1 protein-coding gene is annotated in these 750 nt (G+C 63.1%); it reads left to right on the top strand.

All coding sequences use genetic code 11. The annotated features are described in order from the left end of the window. Positions 1-283, top strand: a 283-nt coding sequence (locus J5X75_RS43810; RefSeq protein ID WP_208473646.1) for a DUF6924 domain-containing protein, incomplete at its 5' end; no start/stop codon positions are given. Positions 284-750 lie beyond the last annotated feature (467 nt).

Here is a 750-nt window from a genome sequence, read left to right as displayed (position 1 = left end):
ACAACTGGTGGAGATGGTGCCTGCAGGCGTGGACCATGCAGTCGCCTTCCTCGTCGACGCGAAGACGCTGACTCACCCTGACCGCCCGATCCTGGCGGTCAACCTCTACGACTACGTGGAAGGCCTGGAGGACCAGGGCAAGGGGCCTCAGCGCGGTGCCACGTTCCGAGTCGTGCCGTCAGAGATGTGGTCGGTTCAGAACAACCTCACGATCTCGAACATGGACTGGGAGGAGTTCGCCGAGAACGTAGACGGCGACGGCATCTTCCGCGGCTTCGAGTAACACGCATTCTGGTGCGTTCATCTGCCGCCGAGCGGGCGCGCGAGCCGCGCCACCGGAGCCACCCTCAGTAGCGAAGCTTCAAGGCGCTGTCTGGCCTCGATGGGGCAAGATGGCGGTCATGGCTCGGCGGTTGAGCTGAAGACCTGCAACGGCCTACCCGGAGGAACGCGGTGACTCAATGCTCGCGGCAACAGCGAGGCCGTTGTCCCGTCTGTAAACGTCTCGTGGCCCTCACTGTCGACGGGAAGGTCCCGCGGCACAACGGCACCATCCGGGCCTACGCTCCGCCTGAGGATTGCCCAGGCGGTGGACAGCGAGCGGAAGCCGCAGGTCATTAGTGAGAGGACGTCTGATTCACGTAGTTTGTGAGTTATGAGGGTTTAGTCGTCTCGCCAGGTTGGGGTGGTTTCGGCGGTGAGGCGTTTGGCGAGGTTGTCGATCATCGCCAGGGTGATCATGCTGGCCGA

The organism is Actinoplanes flavus (assembly GCF_017592555.1).
Classification (GTDB): domain Bacteria; phylum Actinomycetota; class Actinomycetes; order Mycobacteriales; family Micromonosporaceae; genus Actinoplanes; species Actinoplanes flavus.
This window is presented reverse-complemented; position numbering and strand designations above follow the sequence as displayed.